General features: G+C 63.1%; 14 protein-coding genes. 10 read left to right on the forward strand and 4 right to left on the reverse strand.

Annotated elements, in window-relative coordinates; all coding sequences use genetic code 11:
* The first annotated feature begins 12 nt into the window (after positions 1-12).
* The 4 genes from GY40_RS03020 to GY40_RS27445 all read left to right on the forward strand — a co-directional run bounded on the left by GY40_RS03020 (position 13) and on the right by GY40_RS27445 (position 7,433).
* The gene (locus GY40_RS03020) at positions 13-792 is read left to right on the forward strand and encodes a virion core protein, T7 gp14 family (RefSeq protein ID WP_038358593.1); all 780 of its coding nucleotides are present in this window, start codon (positions 13-15) and stop codon (positions 790-792) included.
* On the forward strand, positions 792-4,472 hold the full coding sequence (locus GY40_RS03025; protein ID WP_038358594.1) for a pentatricopeptide repeat-containing protein: 3,681 nt from the start codon (positions 792-794) through the stop codon (positions 4,470-4,472). Before GY40_RS03020 ends, GY40_RS03025 begins: the two co-directional genes overlap by 1 nt.
* 152 nt (positions 4,473-4,624) lie before the next feature.
* Entirely contained in the window at positions 4,625-6,205 is a 1,581-nt protein-coding gene (locus tag GY40_RS03030; protein ID WP_197062693.1) for an AAA family ATPase, read from the forward strand.
* Positions 6,206-6,473: 268 nt separating this feature from the next.
* The gene (locus GY40_RS27445; protein WP_156115851.1) at positions 6,474-7,433 is read left to right on the forward strand and encodes a hypothetical protein; all 960 of its coding nucleotides are present in this window, start codon (positions 6,474-6,476) and stop codon (positions 7,431-7,433) included.
* 19 nt (positions 7,434-7,452) lie between these two features.
* On the opposite strand, the gene GY40_RS26395 is transcribed toward GY40_RS27445, so the two are convergent.
* Complete coding sequence (locus GY40_RS26395) at positions 7,453-8,964, reverse strand: tyrosine-type recombinase/integrase (RefSeq protein ID WP_051987462.1); 1,512 nt, start codon at positions 8,962-8,964, stop codon at positions 7,453-7,455.
* A gap of 276 nt (positions 8,965-9,240) precedes the next feature.
* Here GY40_RS26395 and GY40_RS03040 point away from each other — a divergent pair, with 276 nt between their 5' ends.
* Positions 9,241-9,726 carry a hypothetical protein gene (locus GY40_RS03040; RefSeq protein ID WP_038358597.1) on the forward strand — a complete coding sequence of 162 codons (486 nt, stop codon included), beginning with the start codon at positions 9,241-9,243 and terminating at the stop codon, positions 9,724-9,726.
* 76 nt (positions 9,727-9,802) lie between these two features.
* A complete protein-coding gene (locus tag GY40_RS03045) occupies positions 9,803-10,039 on the forward strand; it encodes a hypothetical protein (protein WP_051987603.1) in 237 nt (78 codons plus the stop codon).
* Positions 10,040-10,117: 78 nt separating this feature from the next.
* Here GY40_RS03045 and GY40_RS28435 read toward each other — a convergent pair whose 3' ends face one another.
* On the reverse strand, positions 10,118-10,243 hold the full coding sequence (locus GY40_RS28435) for a hypothetical protein (RefSeq protein ID WP_260368351.1): 126 nt from the start codon (positions 10,241-10,243) through the stop codon (positions 10,118-10,120).
* A gap of 231 nt (positions 10,244-10,474) precedes the next feature.
* Between GY40_RS28435 and GY40_RS03050 the strand changes: the two genes are divergently transcribed.
* The gene (locus tag GY40_RS03050; RefSeq protein ID WP_038358599.1) at positions 10,475-10,717 is read left to right on the forward strand and encodes a hypothetical protein; all 243 of its coding nucleotides are present in this window, start codon (positions 10,475-10,477) and stop codon (positions 10,715-10,717) included.
* A 63-nt stretch (positions 10,718-10,780) separates the two neighbouring features.
* On the opposite strand, the gene GY40_RS03055 is transcribed toward GY40_RS03050, so the two are convergent.
* Positions 10,781-11,497, reverse strand: coding sequence for an MgtC/SapB family protein (locus tag GY40_RS03055; protein ID WP_038359929.1), 717 nt, complete (start codon positions 11,495-11,497; stop codon positions 10,781-10,783).
* Between the two features lie 125 nt (positions 11,498-11,622).
* The gene (locus GY40_RS03060; RefSeq protein ID WP_038358600.1) at positions 11,623-12,234 is read right to left on the reverse strand and encodes a Spy/CpxP family protein refolding chaperone; all 612 of its coding nucleotides are present in this window, start codon (positions 12,232-12,234) and stop codon (positions 11,623-11,625) included.
* A 168-nt stretch (positions 12,235-12,402) separates the two neighbouring features.
* On the opposite strand from GY40_RS03060, the gene GY40_RS03065 reads away from it, so the two are divergent.
* The 3 genes from GY40_RS03065 (at position 12,403) to GY40_RS03075 (ending at position 15,296) form a co-directional block, all read left to right on the forward strand.
* Positions 12,403-13,401 carry a P1 family peptidase gene (locus GY40_RS03065; RefSeq protein WP_038358602.1) on the forward strand — a complete coding sequence of 333 codons (999 nt, stop codon included), beginning with the start codon at positions 12,403-12,405 and terminating at the stop codon, positions 13,399-13,401.
* Positions 13,402-13,524: 123 nt separating this feature from the next.
* Positions 13,525-13,839 (forward strand): hypothetical protein, encoded by a 315-nt coding sequence (locus tag GY40_RS03070; RefSeq protein WP_038358604.1) that lies wholly within the window; start codon positions 13,525-13,527, stop codon positions 13,837-13,839.
* Entirely contained in the window at positions 13,836-15,296 is a 1,461-nt protein-coding gene (locus GY40_RS03075; protein ID WP_038358605.1) for a methyl-accepting chemotaxis protein, read from the forward strand. The genes GY40_RS03070 and GY40_RS03075 overlap by 4 nt, the downstream gene beginning before the upstream one ends.
* Positions 15,297-15,327 lie beyond the last annotated feature (31 nt).

Consider the following 15,327-nt stretch of genomic DNA (forward strand, 5'->3'; position numbering starts at 1 on the left):
CGAAAGAACCCCATGTGTGACTTAATGGGAGGTCTCACGCTCGCTATGGGCGTTGGCTCCTCCCTCGCCAACTTCGGCTCACAGAAGCTCGCAGCCGAGAAGCAGAACGCCTACAACCTCCAGCGCCAAGCTATCGAGGAGAAGTACCGTGTCGATATGTATAAGTACGGCACGGAAATCTACAATCAGGACATCAAGTTCGGTGGCCAAGTCCTCGACTACCAGAAGAACGAGTTCGACCGCCAAGGGCGGATGATCGAGAAAGCCCGTGACGGGCTGGAGACCAACTACGTCCGGAAGGTCGGGCAGCTCCTCCAGCGGCAGGTCGAAGAGGAGATGGCTCTCGCCTTCCAAGACGACTCTGTCGCCCGGCAGGGCCGTGACGCTAAGGCGACCGCGCTTGTTGACGCTGGTAAGCGCGGCGTTGAGGGGGCCTCCGTTGATGCGGTCCTCGACAACATCGCGCGGCAGCAGGGCGAAGCGGCTTCGATCATCGACCTCAGCCGTCAGGCCGGGCGCCAGCAGTCAATGTGGGATGCCCTCGGGTTGAAGGCCGAGAACGACGAGCGGCTCTATAGCCTACAAGTCCAGACCTACAATCCGTCCGCTCCCATTCAGGCCCCGGCTCCGGCTGGCGCAGTCGCTCCCGCCCAGCGGGTCTCGGGTCCGTCCACGGGCTCGCTCCTCCTGAACATCGGCTCCAACATCCTCGACGCGGGTAAGACCGCCATCAACAACAAGACGCTCGACGCCTCAAAGCTGAGCTTCGGCCACATCTTCAAGATCACCTAATGGCAGAAACCACCACACCCCAGCGTATCGCGCCGGGCGAAGACGCATTACTTGACGAGCTGGACGCTCTTGAAGCCTCCGGTCAGTCGCTCATCAAACCGGGCGAGAACGCACTCCTGGACGAGATCGAGACCCTTGAAGCGGGCGGCGAGTCGTTCACTACAGCTCCCCCGCAGGAAACTCCCTCGACCCTCGGCAAGATCGCCAAGGACATCGGCAAGGGCATCACCGAAATCCCCGGACAGGTTAACCGTGGCGTCGCCTCGGCGATCAACGAAACCTCCGGGGCCATGTACGGGCTGGTCACTCAGCCGGCCGTCCAGTGGGTCCATAACAACCTCTTCGATATGTCGGGCATCGCGCCCGGCATTGTCGCGGGGACTGCGAACCCGCTGGCTATCCCGCTGGATACCGCAGCGACCCCGAAGGCGGAGTCGGTCACCGGCAGCCTCGTCAAGGAAGTCACGCAGTTCGCGACGGCCTATTACGCAGGCGGACGACTCCTGAAGGCTGCCGGCATGGTCGCGGCCCCGACAGTCGGCGGCGCGGTCGCCCAGGGCGCAGGCCGTGGCGCCTTGGTCGATATGCTCTCCTTCGATCCCTACGAGGAGCGCCTGTCGAACATGATCGAGACGCACACCTCCATCCGCGAGCCGGTCACGCAGTTCCTCGCCGCCCGGCCTGACGACAGCCAGGCACTCGGCCGCTTGAAGAATGCGGTCGAAGGTCTCGGCATCGGCATGGCGGCAGAGGGCTTCATCCACGCCATCAAGGGCCTGAAGGCAATCCGTGCGGGAAACCGCGAGGAAGCCCTGAAGGCTTTCGACGACATGGAGAAGTCGGGCTTCAAGCCTGACGAGCCGGACCTCACGAAGGACCGCGCTCCAGACCCGCAGGAGGCCCCTGCAAAGCCCGTCAACGACAACAAGGCCGACCCTAACGCCAACCCGGAGGCTCCCGCCAAGGAGGCCCCCAAGGACTCCGCAGAGGCATCCGCGAAGGTCACCGAGGAGACCGGCCCGAAGCCGTCGAATGACAACGCTGTAGCCCCCGAAGCTCCCATCAAGGTTGACGAGAAGGCCCTGCGGGAGAGCGTCGAGATGACGATCACCGAGCAGGCATACGGCCAAGGCCGGAACCTCTCGGGCATCCGCACGGACCTGATCGAGAACGGCGACGACCTCAACGCCATCATGTCGTCCACTCAGCGCATGTACGCGGAGGAGATTGCCAAGCAGCGCGGCGGGGCCGAGGTCCTCACCAACGAGATGCTGAAGGCTCAGGCGGACACCCTCGCGGACATCGTCGGGACCAACTCCACGGCCCTGATGCAGCAGATCGGGAAGACGGCGGGCGACCTCCAGAACCTTCCGGCTGCCATGCTGATGTACCGCGACGTGCTCACCACGGCCTATACGAAGCTCGTGGACATCGCGAAGATCTACCACGATCCGCTAGGCGGCACGGGTCCCTTCAAGACCCGGCAGGAAGTCACCGAGGCGTTCATCAAGAACTATGAGATCGCCGCGAACATCCAAGCCTACTACCGGGGCCAGCAGACGCAGATCGCGCGTTCCTTGAATGCGATGAAGATCACCGCGAAGAACCGTAAGGGGGCCTTGACGGACCTCGATATGGAGAGCGTGCGGGGCGCTGGCGAAGATCGTCTCCGGGCCATGGCTGGCGACATCGCCGCTGCCGGGCATCAGGCGGACGGAACGCTCAACGCCAAGGCCGTCTCCAAGGTCATCCGTGGAGGGTTCGCTGAGAACCTCGTCAACGCGGTCATCTCCTTCCGCACCAACGGCATGCTCTCGGGCCTGACGACGCAGTCGACCAACGTCGTCTCCTCCGTTCTTACGGCAGCCCTGCGCCCGGCCGAGAAGTTCCTTGCCGGAGCTTCCCGATATTCCACGGCGGAGGGACGGGCTCAGATGGTCGAAGCCGGTCTCCAGTACGGAGCCATGGTCGCGTCCGTGAAGGATGGGATCAGCATGGCGGCGAAGGCATTCCGCCTCAACGCTCCGCAGCTCGACCCCGGCCGGGCTCGCATCGAGAACGTCTCCTACAAGCGGCCCCCGTCCGAAGCCTTCAACATCCAGAACTCCGCCGTGGCTACCGTAGCGGACGCTGTCGGGACCCTCGTGAACCTTCCAGGGCGCATGATGCTGTCCGGAGACGAGTTCGTGAAGCAGCTTGTCTACCGCAGCGAGGTTCGCTCCGCCGCCTACCGGGAGGCCCTGCAAGAGGGCTCGTGGAAGTCCGGCGACTTCACCAACTTCGGACAGATCGTTTCCAAGCGTCTCGACGAAAGCGTGGATGATGTTGGCCGGGCGATGAACCCGGACGCTCTGGAGGTCGCCCGTGAGAGCACCTTCACGAAGGACCTGAAGGCCGCAACGTGGTTCGGCAAGCCGACCATCGGCGAGGACCTTCAGCGGTTCGCGGGCAACCACCCGTCGATGCGTGTGGTCATGCCGTTCATTCGAACCCCGACGAACATCCTCCGGTTTGGATGGGACCGTACCCCGTTCCTGAACTTGGGCCGGAAGGAATACTACGACGCGATCATGGGAGCCCGTGGCGTGCAGGCACAAGCCGACGCGAAGGCTAAGTTCGCGATGGGCTCGATGCTTTGGGGCGGCGCCGTTGCGCTGGCAACTGACGGCTCCCTCACCGGGGCCGGGCCGCAGGACCCGAAGCAGCGGAAGCTCCTAGAGGCCACCGGCTGGCGCCCGTACTCCATCCGCTACAAGAAGGAAGACGGCTCCACCGGATACTTCAGCTTCGCCCGGCTGGACCCCTTCGCGGGGTTCCTTGGGATGGCTGCGGACTACACGGAGCTGGCTGGCGGGATGGACGACGAGACCATGTGGGAGACGGCCGGCAAGGGCCTGATCGCCACGGTCAAGCAGCTCGTGTCCAAGAGTTATCTTCAGGGTCTCACGGAGTTCCTTGATGCTCTGAACAATCCGGATAGGAACACCGAGAAGCTCGCGAAGAGTCTTGCGGCTTCCTTCGCGCCGAACCTCATTGCGAAGATGGGTGATGATCCGTACCAGCGCGAAGCGCGGACAGCGATGGAAGCGGTTCGCCGCAAAATCCCCGGCTACTCTCAGGAACTTGACCCCGTCCGCAATATCCTTGGTGAGCCTGTCACCCCTCCCCCAACCATCGGGCCGGCTTGGCTGTCACCGATTGTTGCAGGGGTGCATACGGGCAAGGAACAGCCGACCACGAAGGAGTGGAAGGCGAGCCCTCGGGAGGATGTGAAGGACGAAATGGCCCGATTGGCACTGATCGGCAACAAGGGCTTCTCCCCTCCGCCGACCACCCAAGACGGCGTTGACCTCCTCGACTATCGCAGCCCGGTCACCGGCAAGACCGCCTATGACCGCTGGCTGGAGCTGACGGGCGAGGTGAAGATGGCCGGTCAGAACATCCACGAGATGCTTGCTTCAGAGATCGCTAGCCGGCCCTATCAGGCCATGATGACGGACGGCAGCGAGGAGCAGGACGAGGAAGGCTCCCGTATCGGGCACATCAAGGTCATCCTCGGCGGGTTCCGCATGATGGCGATGGAGCAGTTGAAGAAGGAGATGCCGGACCTTGCTCAGGAACTCCTGAAGGGCCAAATCGCGAGGGCTCGGGCGCTCGTGCAGCAGCCCAAGCAAAACTGAAGTTACTTCACAACTGGCTAAACGGCCCCCTTCGGAACATCTCCGGGCGGGGCTTTTTGCCGGAAAGTCGATCTATCGCTCGAGATTTCCATGCGTAAAGCTCGACAACTTATCAGTTCGATTCGAAAGAGCCCGCTGTGCGCATATCTAGCTTGAAGCTGACCAAATTCCGTCGGTTCGCCGACTTAGAGGTCAGAGATATCCCCGCAAGCACCAAGCTGATTGTACTAGCCGGGCCGAACGGATCAGGGAAATCCTCGCTTTTCGACGCTCTACTGATTCGATACCGCGTCGAGTCGCAATATGGATGGAACAACGATAGCAGATACTACATCAGATCAGATGATCAGAATTTAGAATTTATCAATAGAGTAAAAATCATTACACATGAAGGCGCGGCATTAACAAGAGGATCGATATATATCAGAAGCGCCTACAGACATGATCCCGATTTTATGATGGACTCCTTGACTAGACAGGGAGAAATACTAGATCAAATCAGCCTACAACGCCTTATTGATCAAGACCCTACTGTGCGCACCAACTATGTCAGACTGGCCTCCCAAGCGATGGTTGACGTATTCATCAATGAGGCAGAATCCACCACGATGGGCCAATTCCGAGAGAAGCTCATCGGCGAGGTTCGAGAGCCCTTGCGCCGCCTTTTTCCTGATCTCACATTCGTTGGTGTAGGTAATCCGCTCGCTCAAGGTACTTTTCAGTTCGATAAGGGCTCATCCAAAGGCTTCGATTACAAGAATCTGTCAGGCGGCGAAAAAGCGGCTTTTGATCTCATCTTGGACCTTGTGGTTAAACGAAAGAGCTATCCAGACGCCGTATATTGCATTGATGAGCCCGAGACACACATGAATACGAGAATACAGGGGGCCTTGCTAGGCGAGCTCGTTGACCTCCTACCGGGCCAATCCCAGCTCTGGATTGCTTCACATTCCATCGGAATGATGCGCAAGGCGCGTGAGCTGTATGACAACGACCCGTCGTCAGTCGCCTTTCTGGATTTCAGTGGGCTCGACTTCGACCAACCTACGGTTATCACACCGTCCAAGCCCACCCGCGCTTTTTGGGAAGGTTTAATGAATGTCGCACTGGATGATCTTGCAACGCTGATTGCGCCGCGTGAAGTGATTATCTGCGAAGGTAGCCCGGTTGGGCCTGTGGCCGGAAAGAACGCCGAGCACGACGCACGCATCTACTCTACGATATTTGCTGACGATTTTCCGGACGCAACCTTTATCTCGGCAGGAAGCGCAAGTCAGGTTTCTGGCGACTTCCTCGGCCTTGCCACTGCATTGCCGAAGGTGGCGTCGGGCATGAGGGTCAGGCGACTAATCGACCGAGACGACCACGCCCCATCTGATGTTGCGGTCTATCGGAAAGAAGGCATCACCGTACTAGGGCGCCGCCATCTTGAAGCCTACGTTTTTGATGACGAGGTGTTGACGGCCCTGTGCAACTCGGTGGGCAAAACAGGAGACACACCCGCCGTTCTCGCTGCGAAGCAAAAAGCTATCGCGGACAGCGTCGGTCGGGGAAATCCGCCGGACGATATCAAATCGGCCGCCGGAACCATTTACACCGAGACAAAACGCATTCTGTCTTTGACGCAGGCGGGGAATGACAAAGGTTCATTCGCACGGAACACGCTAGCGCCTCTCATAAGACCCGGCTTGGCCGTATACGCCGCGCTAAAGCACGACATTTTCGTCCCCTGAATGCGAACTTAGCGAGGAAAACCCGGAGGTCCGCGAGGCGATCATCAAGGACCGGATCAGGGCGCACCGGGCCATGGCGCCAATGGCCGCTCGCGGCCTAGGGGGTGGCGGCGACGAATAGTGAAGTGACTTCATGTTTCGAGCCCCGGAGGGTGAAAGCTCTCCGGGGACTTTACATCAGGCTGTGGATACAGCGATCCAAAACCTCTGCGCATTCCAGATGTCTGTATAAATAAGTCGAACTCAGCTCTCGGACATGGAGCCCGGCATGGAACCATGCGGGATTGACCTAAAATCGTATCTGGCTGATCCGCGCACGAACGCTGAAGCGCAACGTAAAATCTATCAGGCAAATCCCTATCTCGCCAACATCTCACAGGATTTACTTAACCAGAGATACCGCGAGCTTCGTAGGAATATAAGCACGCTTGTCGGACCTGAGCGTGACAATGGGCCGGTGGAGTCTGTTCTAAGCTCTTGGTATTGGCTTCGGAAGCTGGTGCATACAGAAGAAGAGTATTCAAGACGCCAAGTGCCTGCTCCTCCCTTTACGCTGCCGTTTGACGCGCATCTCTTGCAGATCAAGCCGCCCGTCAGCCCGCCTTTTCCCAACAAATGCAACTTCCTTGTGCGCTACGGGAAAGCGTCGTGGCTGAACGACATGCTCCAAAGTGGACGGGTTAGGGTGAAACCGGCAGCACAGTATGCCGACGACGGCATGAACGATGCTCGCCGCGATGACGAAATCAACTATCACTGGTTTCAGAACGCCAACCGTGTTCGAGTTTCAACACCGGATGGCAGGAGACTGTACCCGGTAGGAGATGTGAGGCACACATCATCATTGTCGGGAGGGTACTATACATTATGCACATCATCTGAGTGCGATCTTACGCTATTCCCAGCATTTGACGCCGACGCCTGCCTAATCATCCACGATGTCGAAACCTTTTCAAAACGCCTAGAGGCAGCGTTTGCGCCTTTTATTCAGAGCCTATTGTTTGTTCACGTTCCGGTCGAATACAGCGACCCTTACGAGTGGGGACCTAAGAGCGTCCATCTCCCCGGAGTAACAAAGCACTTTCGATACGCTTATCAAAAGGAGTATCGGTTTCTTTGGCTACCCCGCATATCCGCCCCCCCCCTAGTTGAAGTAGAGGCGTTTGTCGGGAGCATGTCAGGCATCGCTCGCCTCTACAGTTTCGAGGAACTCTCTATACGCCGTTAACCGCTTCTGCCTGACGCCTTCAAAGCGGTAGGTGCGGCTGCATCCGGCTTTGAACGCTGCCCTCAAGCTCCCCTGCCGCTGGCGCTGCTAGCTGATCTGATGAAACTGGCAACAGCTTCCGGATGGCCTCCGGCATCACCACCGCCTTTACACACGCGACCTTCGCCTGCTCCAGCTCCCCACGGAAGTACGTGCTCAGCGTCACGTCACTCTTCGGCTGCTCATGCCCGACAACCTGCCGGATAACATGAAGCGGCTGAGCGGCCTTCACCGCCTCCGACACGAACCAGCGGCGGAACGAGTGGAAGTTGACGCGGGACACCTTCTTCCCCTCCGGCTTGTCATCCACCTTCCGATCATGCCGGAACTTGTAGAACCGGGCGCTCATGACAGGAGCCCGCTTACCGAACTTGTCGGGCTCGCCAGCCTCCGGGAAGAGCCAGTCCGTTGAGGGCTTGTCGGTGCAGCGTCGCTTTACCAGCTCGGAGAGATCGGGGTGGATGGGGACCTTCCGCTTGGCCGCTTTCGTTTTCGTCCCGCGAACATCAAAGACGCCTCCGGCACACTGGCCGACCGTCAGACTGCACGCCTCCTCGATCCGCACTCCGGAGAGCGCCGCGAGGTGCATGAGGTCCCGAAGGGCGATATCCTCGACATCCGTGAAGAGTGTTTCCAGTTCCTTCGTCGTGAACGGTCTGAGGTCCTCATCGGCCTGATCGTCGCCAGATGACAACGCAACCGCCTTCTTCACCTTGGCGGCAGCCTGCCCCTTCCACGGATTGAAGGACTCCGGAACGCATCCGCGCAACCCCAGCCAAACCCAATAGGTCGAGAACGCCGCGCACACGTCCCGGATGCGGGCCGCTGACAGGCCGTCCTTGTGTAGCGAGCTAACGTATTCGCCAGCGACCTTCCGGGTGACCGCTTCGACGGTGACCACATGCCCGCCCTTCGCTAGCCAATCCTCAAAGGCAGAAACGATGCCTTGATATTCGAGCTTCGTGCGCTCGGCCCTCACTGTCCCGCGCTTGCCGGGCTCCGCGAGCCAAGTCTCCATGTAGTGCTTCAGCGGCGTTGAGCGCCCGAGCGCCAAGTCGGCGAATGCAGCGCCCCGCTTCTCACCCTCATCTTCAGCTATCGCTTCGCTGCGGGCCTGTACGGTGTCGATCAGAAGCCCTTCGGCGGCCTCGGCTTCCACGACAACGTATTTCCCCCGAGCTGGGTCCCACACCTCATGCGGTTGAAAGACCGTCCCGACACCTGACCTCACCTCATGCAGACGTTCCCGAAGCTCCATGGCCTCGGCCGTCCTTGGGTCCGTGCTGGGGTGTCCCCGGCGGGCTGCGTCGATCTTCGCATGAAGCTCTAGGAGCGCCTTGGGGAGGCGGGCTTGGGCAAGGTGCTTGTCCCTCGTTCCCAGCCCCTTCTTGAGCCTCTTGCTGCCAACCACCGCACGATCCGCAGCTGGAACATCCACGACCGCAGAGAAGCCCTTCCGGCGCTGCTCAAGGTATCCCGCGATCTTCGCCACCCCACACGCTCCCCCACACGTTTCACCCCACACGCTTAGCTAAAAGCCATTATGTGTCAATATGTTCAGAGGGATGGGCACAGCCAAAATCGAGTTCTACTCGCGCTGATGCGGTTACGGCGGCTTCCAGCCGCCATCGTCATCGAACACAGGGGACGGCATCTTTGCCGTCCCCTTTTTTATGCCCGTCCTGGCAGTGAACAGCGTCTTTGCCACCGTAGCCGCCATGGCGGCGGCGAACCCATTCCCGTCACAATCCTGCGGGAGCTTCTGGGCATGACGATATTGCACAGCGCCGAACTCTCCATTTTCGCCGACTATTTCCAATTCTATCTGCAGGACGAAGGCGTCCACGAGGACTGGGGTGCCTTCTGGACGGACGAGACGCTGGAGCGGATGCTCGCCGTGGGTGACTGCAGCATCGGCATCGCGACAGTGCGGAACATGTCCGTCCCGGTCGCCATTGCCGTGCACGACGATGCGCCCGAAGCGGATTTCCACGAATGGGAGCTCGTCAACGAGTGCTCCTTCCGTGTGCGCACGGGCCGGGTCATGGTGCTCGGCTGCACGGAAGGCACGCCGCAGGAGCGCGCGCGCTTCTCTCTGCCGCCCGGCAGCTATCGGGTGCGCGTTTCCTATGTCGGGCTCGACACCCTGAGCGATGACGCCCTGGATGGTGATGATTTCTACCGGCTGCAGATCTGGCCTGCCCCACCGGCGCCGACCCTGACCCTGAAGACGCGCAGGGCAACGGCGGGCTGAACCGGCTGCTCCCCTGGCGCCAGACTGAGAGCCCGCCGTGCCGCGACCTTCGCCCCTTTTCCGCTTGGCCGCGATCATGCTGCCCCTTGCCGTGCAGCTCGCCGCCAGCGTCTCGACGCCGGCCATGGCCGAGGTGCGCTTCGGCCGCAACGTTCGCGTCGGCGGCCATGATTTCTCGAACCAGAGCTTCAATCGCCATCGGCGCGCGGTAATTCACATCTATGACCGCACGCCCAACCGTCCCGGCTGCGTCTGGCGCTCCGACGGACGCGGCGGAAAGGTCAAAATCTGCCACCTGCGTCGCATCCGCTGAGCGCGCCGCAAAGAAAAGGGGCGGCCCGGAGGCCGCCCCTTTTCTTTGCCCCTTCAGGAAGCAGGTCGCGCGCCGGCTCTACAGATGCGAGCCGACCTCGTCGCGGAAATAATAGCAGCCGAGACTCAGGCAGCCGATCAGGATCGACAGCGCATAAGGTCCGAACAGACACATAACGAAGACGGAGCCGATAAAGGCTCGCATTCCCCATGTCAGCCAGGTTCCATTCATGGCTCACCCTCGCATCGCATTGACTGACAAAGCGTAAACGGAAAGCCGTGAATCCAACTTGAACAGATATGGTGAATCACGAAATCGTCCTTTTCCTCTCGTACGTTAGCAAGTCGGGCGAAAGCAAGGCGTAAAGCGGCCGGGGCAGTTTCCCTCCACGGTTGGATGCCCTAGCGTCGCCCGGCCTACAGCCAGGGGATCGCCATGATTCGCATTGTTTTGACCGCTCTCGCGCTGACCTGCGCGTCGAGCTTCGCCCACGCCCAGAGCTGCACCGTCCAGGCGACGGACAAGAAGCTCGCCGGCGCCGCCAAGACCAGCTTCCTGACAAAGTGCGAGAAGGATGCCGGCGCCTCCTGCGACAAGCAGGCCGCCGACAAGAAGCTTGCTGGCGCCGCCAAGGCGAGCTTCACCAAGAAATGCGTCTCGGACGCCACCAGCGGCTGAGAGGTCGCCGCGCCCGGCCACCGCACGGCATCGCCATGCGACCGCCGGGACGGTGCCGACCGCTCAGTCGGCGGTGCTGCTCTCCCAGGTCGCGTGGCTCACCGCCGGCAGGCGCCCGAGCTTGTCGACGACATGGTCGAGTTCCTTGCGGTCGATTGCCGTGCTGATGAGCTTGGCGACAATCTCGACGGTGTCTTCGCCGCGCTCGATCGTCGTGATGTCGCTGAGCGGATACTGCGCCGCCTCGAGATATTCGACGAGCGTGTCGCGAATATCGGCGAGCGCCTCGGCCCGCGTGGTGACGACGACCTCGTAGGTCGCTTCGAGCGCCCGCTCGTCGAGCGGAATGCGGTTGATCGCGTTGACGAGCGGCCGCAGCAACGTGTTGCCGAAGATGACGAAGGTCGCGACGAGCGCCGCTTCGGCGATCATGTCCGCACCGGCGCAGGCGCCCACCGCGGCGGAACCCCAGAGGGTGGCGGCCGTGTTGAGGCCGCGCACGTTCATGCCCTCCTTCATGATCACGCCGGCGCCCAGGAAGCCGATGCCCGAGACGACATAGGCGATCACCCGGATCGCGCCGGCCGTGCCCTCCAGGCGCATGGCGAGATCGACGAAGGCGGCGGCGCCCAGCGCGACGAGGACGGTAGTGCGCAATCCCGCCGTGCGCTGCCGGTACTGGCGCTCGGCGCCGATCAGCATGCCCAGCACGAACGCCGCGCTCAGGCTGACGACCGTGTCGAGGAAAGGCAGAAGCTCGAAGGTCTGGATGAAGCGGATGGCCGCTGGCTCGCGTGGCGGGCAGCGGTGCTTGACATGAAGAATAGCCCCCGGCAAGCCGCCGGGGGCGCGTCGTCGTCAGAGGTTGTCAGCGCGCCGGGCCGGATAGCCGGCGGGTGCCGAATTCACTCGTCGTCCTGGCCGTCGTCGCGATCGCGGTTGTCCTGCCAGCGGCGCGGCCCATGATCGCCGCCGTCGCGCCGCCCCCGCCATTCGCGCATTTCGCGGAAGCGCTCGCGGCCCTCGGACATAGCCTGGCGGACCGAACGGCGCAGCACGGTCTTCTGCTCGTCGCTGAGCGTCGCCCAGAGCGGCCTCACCGTATCGGCCAGTTCCTTCGATGCGGCGGCGCGCTCGCCCAGGCGCTTGGCGCGCGCATCGATCCGCTCCATCAGATCGGCGCTGCGCAGCCGGTCACGCTCCTCGCGCATCGCAGTCCAACGCTCGCGCCCCTGCTCGGCGCGCTGCCTGATGAGAGCCTCGACCTTGTCGAAGAGCGGCACCTGCTCGGGCTTCAGCTTGAGATCCTCGCGCACCTTGGCGAAGCGCTGGTCCATCCGGACCTTGGCCTGCTCGGCGCGGCGCTGGCGCATCTCGTCGCGCCGCTGGTCGCGCGTCTCCGCGCTCTGCTGCTTCTGGTCGCCGCCGGCCGGCGGCACGGGCTGCGGCTGCGCCAGGGCGAAGGTGCTGGCAAGCGCGGCGATCGACGATGCGGCGATGAGGACGATGGGTTTCATGAAGCTCTCCTCGAACAGTCCTGTAACGTGTCGCTCAGCGGGTCTCGAAGCCGATTGGCGATGTCACCACGGTGGCTGTCGGTGGGTGAACCGGCGATGGCCCGCGGATGAAAAGATCGTAATGTGACGTCAACGCGTTCAACGCGATTCAGTTCGGTGCCGACCTCCATGCGCAACCTGATCACCGATGTCCGGGGCGTTCTCATTGGCCACGCGCATGACGCGGCGGCGGCGACGGGCGTGACCGCGGCGCTGTTCGAACGCCCCACCGTCGCCTCCATGGCCGTGCTCGGCGGCGCCCCCGGCACGCGCGACACTGCCTTGCTCGAGCCGGAAATGACCGTCGAGCATGTCGACGCTCTCGTCCTCTCCGGCGGCTCCGCCTGGGGTCTGGGCGCGGCCGACGGCGTGATGAGCTGGCTTGCGGGTCACGGACGCGGTTTTCCGGCCGGTGGTTTCCGCATCCCGATCGTGCCGCAGGCGATCCTGTTCGACCTCGCCAATGGCGGCGACAAGCCCTGGGCCCGCGGTGACGGGGAAACGCCCTATCGCCGCCTCGGCATGGAGGCGGCGGCAGCCGCCGGCACCCATTTCGCGCTCGGCACGGCCGGTGCCGGCTTCGGTGCCACCACCGTCAACCTGAAAGGCGGCCTCGGCTCGGCCAGCGCACGCGCGGCGACCGGCCAGATCGTCGGCGCCCTCGTCGCCGTCAACGCGGTCGGCAGCGCCACCATCGGCGGCGGCCCGCATTTCTGGGCCGCTCCCTATGAGCACAGCGCCGAGTTCGGCGGCCTCGGCTGGCCGGCCGCGATCACGCCCGCAGAGACGGCCCTGCGCTTCAAGGGCGGCACCGGCCAGAACACCACGATCGCGCTGGTCGCGACCGACGCCGTCCTCACCAAGGCGCAGGCGAAGCGCATGGCGCTCGCCGCCCATGACGGACTGGCGCGGTCGCTGCGCCCGGCCCATGCGCCGCTCGACGGCGACATCGTCTTCGCCGCGGCAACCGGCCATAGCGGAGCCCCTTCCGACGCCTTCGCACTGACCGAGCTCTGCGCCACCGCCGCCGATGTGCTGGCAAGGGCCGTGGCGCGCGGCGTCCATGCCGCGACGGCGCTGCCGTTTCCCGGCGCGCAACCGGCCTGGCACGACCGCTTCGGGGGCTGACCGACGCAACCGAGGCGGGCATACCGTAAAGTAATCATTTCAAATTTACGAATTCGCAAGGCAAACCCTGCAACCTGAGCGATAGCTTTGGGCCTGCAAGGCCGCGAGGCCGGGGGGTGCAGGATGCGTGAGATCGGCTTTGGCCTGGCCTTCGGCATCGTCATGGCGCTGGGCGCCTTCCTGATCGCGGCCTGGCCCGCCCAGGGACGCCCCGTCGCGGCCTTCTTTCCGGCGGGCAGTTCGGCCCGCGCGATGTCGGCCGCCATAGCCGAAGCCGGCGGCAGCCTGATCGAGATCAACGCGGGATCCGCCGTCACCATCACGCTGGGCGAAGACGACGGCTATGTCACGGCGCTCTATCGCGCCGGCGCCTGGCTCGTGATCGATGCCAGCCTCGCCCGGCTTTGCGTGGGCTATGCGAAAGGGAGCGGCCAATGAACGACATCGCGCGGTTCCGTGCGCAGTTCGCCCGCCTGCTGCTCATCATTCTCTGGATCAATGCCGGTCTGCTGTCGCTGGCGCCCGGCGCCCAGCTCCTGCTCGGCCAGCAGACGCTCATTCTGGCGGGAATCGGCCTGGCGGCGCTCGGCACGCTGGCGCTGTATCTCTACCGCATCGACTGGCCCGCGCGGCAGATCACCAGCATGGCGACGCTCGGCCAGGTCATGCTGCTGGTCTACGCCTTCGCCGGACATCCCTATCAATCCGACATGCACATGTATTTCTTCGCCATGCTGGCCGTCCTGGCCGGCTGGCTCGACTGGCGCATTTTCCTGCCGGCCACCGTCGCGATCGCGGCCCATCATCTTGCCCTCAGCCTTCTGCAGCCTGCCGGCGTGTTTGCGAATGGCGGCGACACCGGCCGGGTCCTGCTTCATGGCGCGATCGTCTCCGTGCAGGCGGCCGCGCTGAGCTTGCTGGTCTGGGCTCTGCGGCAAGCGCTTGAGACGTCCGAAACGGAGCGCCGGCAGGCCGACGCCGCGCGCGAGATCGCCGACGAGGCGCGCCGCCATGTCGCCGAGACGACCGCGAAGGCCGCCAGCGAGCGCCAGCGGATCCTGAACGTCGTCGCGAATGATTTCGAGAATGCCATCGCCGGAATCGCCCGTGACGTGATCGCCTCCGTGCAATCGCTGCGCGCCGCATCGCAGCAGATGAAGCATGGTGCCGTCGAAGTGCTGCAGCGCTCGACAGCCGCGTCGCGATCCTCGCGCCAGACCTCGGCCAATGTGGTGGCGGTAACGCAGGTCACTTCGGAGCTCGCCCAATCCTTCGCCGAGGTCGACCGGCAGGTGGCCGAGACCGCGCGCATCGTCGGGGCCGCGACCCTGCAGGCTGGCAACGTCCTCCACACCGTCGGCGACCTCTCGCGCAAGGCCGACGAGATCGGCAACATCGCCGGCGTGATCTCGACGATCGCCAAGCACACCAACCTGCTCGCCCTGAATGCCTCGATCGAGGCGGCGCGGCTCGGCCGCTCCGGCGGCGGCTTCACCATCGTGGCGCAGGAGATCAAGTCCCTGGCGACGCAGACCTGGCGGGCCACCGAGGAGATCCAGGGGCAGATCGAAGCGATCCACCAATCCGGCTCGGAAGCCATCGCCGCGATCGACGCGATGAACCTGACGATCGGCTCGCTCAACCAGATTTCCGGGGCGGTCGCCATCGTCGTCGAGCAGCAGAACGTGGCGACGGCCGGCATCGCCGAGAATATCCGCCAGGCCGCTGACGAAACCGTCACCGCCGCGGGCCATATCGACATCGTCAGCCGCGTCGCGGCCGAGACGGACGAGGCGGCCAGCCACATCGCCCTGTCGGCCGATGAACTCTCTCTGCAATCCTCGCATCTCGATGCCGAGGTGGCGCAGTTCCTCGGGCGCGTGCGCGCCGCCTGAGCCACGTGGTTTCGTGCCGGGCGCGAATGCG

Origin of the sequence: Allobosea sp. UNC402CLCol, from assembly GCF_000745475.1 — a bacterium.
In the GTDB taxonomy this organism is placed as follows: Bacteria; Pseudomonadota; Alphaproteobacteria; order Rhizobiales; family Beijerinckiaceae; genus Allobosea; species Allobosea spartocytisi.

Coding starts and splice junctions, on each gene's coding strand:
- GY40_RS03020 (WP_038358593.1), top strand. CDS start 13: ATGTGTGACTTAATGGGAGGTCTCACGCTCGCTATGGGCGTTGGCTCC.
- GY40_RS03025 (WP_038358594.1), top strand. CDS start 792: ATGGCAGAAACCACCACACCCCAGCGTATCGCGCCGGGCGAAGACGCA.
- GY40_RS27445 (WP_156115851.1), top strand. CDS start 6,474: ATGGAACCATGCGGGATTGACCTAAAATCGTATCTGGCTGATCCGCGC.
- GY40_RS03040 (WP_038358597.1), top strand. CDS start 9,241: ATGACGATATTGCACAGCGCCGAACTCTCCATTTTCGCCGACTATTTC.
- GY40_RS03045 (WP_051987603.1), top strand. CDS start 9,803: ATGCTGCCCCTTGCCGTGCAGCTCGCCGCCAGCGTCTCGACGCCGGCC.
- GY40_RS28435 (WP_260368351.1), bottom strand. CDS start 10,243: ATGCGAGCCTTTATCGGCTCCGTCTTCGTTATGTGTCTGTTCGGACCT.
- GY40_RS03050 (WP_038358599.1), top strand. CDS start 10,475: ATGATTCGCATTGTTTTGACCGCTCTCGCGCTGACCTGCGCGTCGAGC.
- GY40_RS03060 (WP_038358600.1), bottom strand. CDS start 12,234: ATGAAACCCATCGTCCTCATCGCCGCATCGTCGATCGCCGCGCTTGCC.
- GY40_RS03065 (WP_038358602.1), top strand. CDS start 12,403: ATGCGCAACCTGATCACCGATGTCCGGGGCGTTCTCATTGGCCACGCG.
- GY40_RS03070 (WP_038358604.1), top strand. CDS start 13,525: ATGCGTGAGATCGGCTTTGGCCTGGCCTTCGGCATCGTCATGGCGCTG.
- GY40_RS03075 (WP_038358605.1), top strand. CDS start 13,836: ATGAACGACATCGCGCGGTTCCGTGCGCAGTTCGCCCGCCTGCTGCTC.